Annotated in this window: 6 protein-coding genes and 1 riboswitch; of the genes, 2 read left to right on the top strand and 4 right to left on the bottom strand. The window is 61.5% G+C overall.

Going from position 1 to position 4555, the window contains the following annotated elements; genetic code table 11:
* Positions 1 to 150: 150 nt before the first annotated feature.
* The 4 genes from gcvT to ACIQ3B_RS18030 form a co-directional block, all read right to left on the bottom strand.
* The gene (gcvT, locus tag ACIQ3B_RS18015) at positions 151 to 1269 is read right to left on the bottom strand and encodes a glycine cleavage system aminomethyltransferase GcvT (protein WP_397405042.1); all 1119 of its coding nucleotides are present in this window, start codon (positions 1267 to 1269) and stop codon (positions 151 to 153) included.
* A gap of 180 nt (positions 1270 to 1449) precedes the next feature.
* A riboswitch (glycine riboswitch) is annotated at positions 1450 to 1553 on the bottom strand.
* A 150-nt stretch (positions 1554 to 1703) separates the two neighbouring features.
* Positions 1704 to 2276 (bottom strand): hypothetical protein, encoded by a 573-nt coding sequence (locus ACIQ3B_RS18020; protein ID WP_397405044.1) that lies wholly within the window; start codon positions 2274 to 2276, stop codon positions 1704 to 1706.
* Positions 2273 to 3046, bottom strand: a complete 774-nt coding sequence (locus tag ACIQ3B_RS18025; RefSeq protein WP_397405046.1) for a hypothetical protein — start codon at positions 3044 to 3046, stop codon at positions 2273 to 2275. Before ACIQ3B_RS18025 ends, ACIQ3B_RS18020 begins: the two co-directional genes overlap by 4 nt.
* Positions 3033 to 3758, bottom strand: a complete 726-nt coding sequence (locus ACIQ3B_RS18030; RefSeq protein WP_397405048.1) for a hypothetical protein — start codon at positions 3756 to 3758, stop codon at positions 3033 to 3035. Before ACIQ3B_RS18030 ends, ACIQ3B_RS18025 begins: the two co-directional genes overlap by 14 nt.
* Positions 3759 to 3961: 203 nt before the next feature.
* On the opposite strand from ACIQ3B_RS18030, the gene ACIQ3B_RS18035 reads away from it, so the two are divergent.
* Positions 3962 to 4123, top strand: a complete 162-nt coding sequence (locus tag ACIQ3B_RS18035; RefSeq protein ID WP_397405050.1) for a hypothetical protein — start codon at positions 3962 to 3964, stop codon at positions 4121 to 4123.
* Between the two features lie 9 nt (positions 4124 to 4132).
* Positions 4133 to 4552 carry a transposase gene (locus ACIQ3B_RS18040; RefSeq protein WP_397405052.1) on the top strand — a complete coding sequence of 140 codons (420 nt, stop codon included), beginning with the start codon at positions 4133 to 4135 and terminating at the stop codon, positions 4550 to 4552.
* Positions 4553 to 4555 lie beyond the last annotated feature (3 nt).

Below are 4555 nucleotides of genomic sequence, written 5' to 3' on the forward strand. Positions count from 1 at the left end.
TTTGTCCCCCCCCCGCGGGGGGGCGGGGCACCGCGCGCTGGTGGGTGGGGGGGCCCTCGACCAGAGCGCGGCGGATGGGGCTGGCCCCCTCCACCGCGTTCCGCGGTCCCCCTCCCCCGACGGGGGAGGAGAAAGGCGGCTGTGGCCGGATCATGCGCCGCCCTTCCGCACATAGCGGTGGGGGACGAAGGGGCTGGTGACGACTTCGCAGGCCTGTGGCTTGCCGCGGACGATGACTTTCAACGGCGTGCCCGGGGCTTTCAGGGTTGGCGGGACGAAGGCCAGCGCGATGCCGCCCTTGAGGCAGGGGGAATAGCCGCCCGAGGTAACAATTCCGATAATCGCGCCGGTTTCATCCGCCACCTCGGCGCCTTCGCGGGCCGGGGCGCCTTCGAGGACGCGAAGGCAGACCTTCACCCGGGCGGGGCCCTCGGCCAGTTCCTTGACGATGCGCGCGGCGCCGGGGAAGTCGCGCTGTTCGCGGCGGTTCTTGTTGATGGTGAAGGTGAGGCCGGCCTCGACCGGCGAGACGGTCTCGTCCAGGTCGTGGCCATAGAGCGGCAGGCCGGCTTCCAGGCGCAGGGAATCCCGCGCGCCCAGGCCGATGGGCCGGACACGCTCGTCGGCCAGCAGCAGGGCCCAAACGCGGGCGGCCTCCGTGGCCGGGACCGAGATCTCGTAGCCGTCCTCGCCGGTGTAGCCCGAGCGGGAGATGATCAGGTCGGTCCCCAAGCCGGGCAGGGCGCGGATGTCCATGAACACCATGTCAGCCGTGGCCGGGACCTGGGCGTTGATCACGGCGGCGGCTTCAGGCCCCTGGACGGCGATCAGGGCGCGATGCTCCAGCCGCTCGATCTGGACCTGGCCGGCCAGCTCATCGTCGATGACCCTGAAGTCATTGTCCTTGCAGGCGCCGTTGACCACCACGAACAGGCCGTCTTCATCGGGACGTCCGGCCATCAGGTCGTCGATGATGCCGCCCTTTTTGTTGAGCAGGACCGAATACTTCTGCTTGCCGGGCTTCAGGCCGATGAAGTCGCCGGGGACCACATCCTCGAACGCCGACAGCGGCGAGACGCCGCGCAGGCGCGCCTGGCCCATATGGGAGACATCGAAGATCCCGCAGTGTTCGCGGGTCCACAGATGCTCGGCCATCACGCCCATGGGGTACTGGACCGGCATGGAATAGCCGGCAAACGCGACCATGCGCGCGCCCAGCGCGACGTGCGCCTCGGTGAGCGGGGTGGTCTTGAGGGGCGTATCGGACAAGTGGCGAACTCCGGCTGACGACCGCGCGAACCGGCAGGCGCCCGTGCCCGGACCCCTGACGTCGCGCGCCCCCGCTGTCCTTGGACCTGAGAGATTTCAGACCGCCGACTGTGGCGGTCCTTGCTCCTTCGGCGTCCGCCTGCGCTCTCACGAGCTTCGGAGGATCTTTCCAGCGTTCATCAGCCCGTCGCGGTCCTTTTGCCTGAGCGTTTCCGGGGCGGTTGCGCCTTCGGCTCTCCTCCGGCGCCTGGGGGGCGAAGAGGAGTCTCTCCCGCGAGAGTTGGGGTCTACGTGTCGGAGGGCGGGGCGGGAGTCAATGGGGGACGGGTGGGGTGGGGGTGTTGGGGGGTGAGATGGTGTGGGGAGGGCAGGGAGGATAGCGAGATTGCCTTGAGAGGCCGCGAGCACGCCGACTCATTGCCCCAATCAAGGCCCTAGACAGGAATTCCCTCCACGCGGGCGACACGCTCACGAACGAAAGCGAGCAAGTGCTTTCCAGCCGGACTTCCTGGGCCGCCCTCTGCAAGCTTCAAGAAGTCGAAGTCATTAACGCGAATAGCCCTACGAGCTTCATTAGCTACGTCGCGGCCCTCATAAACAAAAATTTCGCCTTGCAAAAAGAGACGAGCAAGCTGACAGGCGTCATGATGATTGGCGACATCCGCCTCCCAGTGTTTATCGTCGACATAGGGATGCTTCAGTGTCCCAGAAGACTTGGCAAGCTTTAGACTGAGAGCTTCGACCGCTGCGCGTCCGGCGGCAAGAAACATAGTGCGCTTTTTCCCGAGATCTTGTGCGAGCAACGAAGCGGCGCCCGCTACGCGCAACGCGTCGGCTTTGTCCGAGACCTCGAAAAGAGATAGTCCGCCTTTGTCGCGGGGGCGTGGAGTAAACTCTCGCAGAGCGACTATTGGAACAGGATCTGACCCAGAAATTTTCAGTTTTCCTTGCTCGTATGCCTCTTGGAACTGCTCTAGCTCCTCTATTGTCCTGATAAATAGGCTCATATCATTGCCGCGTTGAGCGCCCCTGACATGATGGCCGCGGTCATTCGGCTCTTTTCGTTTTCAATACTATCGGGGAGAACAGCCTTGGCTCGCTCGGGATCAAGCAGCGCGAGCGCCCGGGCCGCGGCGGCTCTAATACGGCTGTCTTCAGCCTTCAATTCAGCCTCAGCCTCACTCGCCAGCCCCGCAATAGGTCGTTGTTCGTCCGCAACAAAGTTGAACAAAGCCTCGAGCTCTCGGCGGTCGCGAGCTAGGTTGGCGAGATCAGCACCGTTCAAGCCAACAACTGACGCTGCTTCGACAAGCGCGTGGACAGCCGGCACAAAGGACGAATCTTCTGAACCACGTGAAGGCACATGGCGTATGTCAGTAGCCAACTGGTGCACGGCACCGGTTAGGCGCTCTAACTGAACTGCAAGTTGTTCGACGCGCGCTGCCTGAACAGCAGTGCTTGCAGATAGTTTGTGCAGCTCGGCCATGCTGCTATCATGTTTAGAATGTGCTAATAAACTATCTTCGATCGGCCCGCTTGTTTCAAAAAATCCATATTCGCGAGTGTTTACGCCGGTAGATTTTGGAAGAACACCATAATCTATCTTAGCTGTTGCGGCTGAGCTGGTCCGAACACTTATAGGTTTCGCTTGATAAGCATAGCGCACGCTTGTCGCTGAAAGAGGTAGATTTTCAACCGAAGTACTAGCGCTTTTCGGTGAAGAATACGGTGCTGAAACGGGAAAATATAAATCTGGGGGAATATCAGAGGTAGGCATAACCACCCTCAAGTATGTTTTTTGCTTCCTGAATAAGCTCATCCGTCAGCTTTGGAATGTTTCCTGTAGAAATTGGGATTCCAGCCGTCGTGTTTACATCGATATAGACATTGGAAACCCAGACTGGGGCCCCGCCAATCGGTACGTTGAGGCCAGCCGGATTACCCTGTAGCGGAAACGGCATCATCATGATCGAGGCCGTACTCCAGCGGCATAAGCGATTTATATCTAACCCGGGCTGCTGATAAGAAGCCTTCTTCACATTGATTTGAAACGTCACGTCCCCTGAGTTGGGCTTCACGTTAAGCTGGATAGCTGCGCCGATTTTCGTCGAGGCGTCGCTCTCGCTTACGGCCTGCTCGTGCGTTTGTACCACGCACGCAAGCCTGACCGCACCGTTCTCAGAGCAGATTTTATCAAAGGGCGGCCTCATCAAGGCCAACGTTGCCTCAAAGTCCTGCAAACTCGGCGGGAAGTTGGGCGGAAGGTCCTGCGGGGATGCTCCCGTCGCGATTATGTCGAACCGCGTTGGCTGGACGTGCAACTGGAGCTGAATTCCATTGGTCAGGCCGGTGGCCACCGTGATCTGACCCATAGTGGAGAAGTTCGATAGCGGGTCCGAAAACAGGCGAGACCACAACGTGTTGGCATTATCTGTCGGCGCGCCCGAAACAAAAGCGACGAGCTGAACCATCTCGATTTCTGCTGGCATCCGGTCCTCTCCGAGGCGAACTCGGGTAGCACCCGCAAAACGCGGCTGGCAACACCTATACTACCACGAAGGCAAGATAAGGAATTACGGGTCACCCTGCAATTACGGTGCAATTGCGGGAATTACCGTGACATCGCGTAATTGGAATTACGAATTACGGCGACATTCGCAACAACCCCCAATCTCCCCCAACGCTCGACCCTATGGCCCGCCTTTCCCGCGTTGTGATCCCCGGCGTCCCGCACCACGTCACCCAGCGCGGCAACCGCAGGGCGCGCACGTTCTTTGAGGACGGCGACTATCAGCTCTACCTCGAGCTGCTGGCCGACGCGGCCCGGGCGGCGGGGGTCGAGGTGTGGAGCTAGCCCAACCACGTGCACCTGGTGGTCACGCCGGGCGACGCGGAGGGGCTGTGGCGCACGTTCCGCAAGGTGCACCGCCACTACACCGGCTATATCAACGCCAGGCTGCGCACCACCGGGCATCTGTGGCAGGGGCGCTATGGCTCGGTGGCGATGGATGAGGGCCATCTGCTGTCGGCGTTGCGCTATGTGGCGCTGAACCCGGTGCGGGCGCGACGGGTCGCGCGGGCGGGCGACTGGCGCTGGTCCAGCACGCCGGCGTTGCTGGCGGGCCGGGATGACGCGGTGGTGCGGGTGGCGCCGGCGCTGGGGAATTACGGTGATGGTGTGGACGGCGCTCGTGAGCGGCATCTGCGTGCCATGATGATTGTCGTTGCAGGAGATCATCAGAGGAGCGCCGTCCATGGAGCAGATTACCACAGTCGGGATTGACCT

Origin of the sequence: Phenylobacterium sp., from assembly GCF_044358365.1 — a bacterium.
GTDB lineage: Bacteria > Pseudomonadota > Alphaproteobacteria > Caulobacterales > Caulobacteraceae > Phenylobacterium.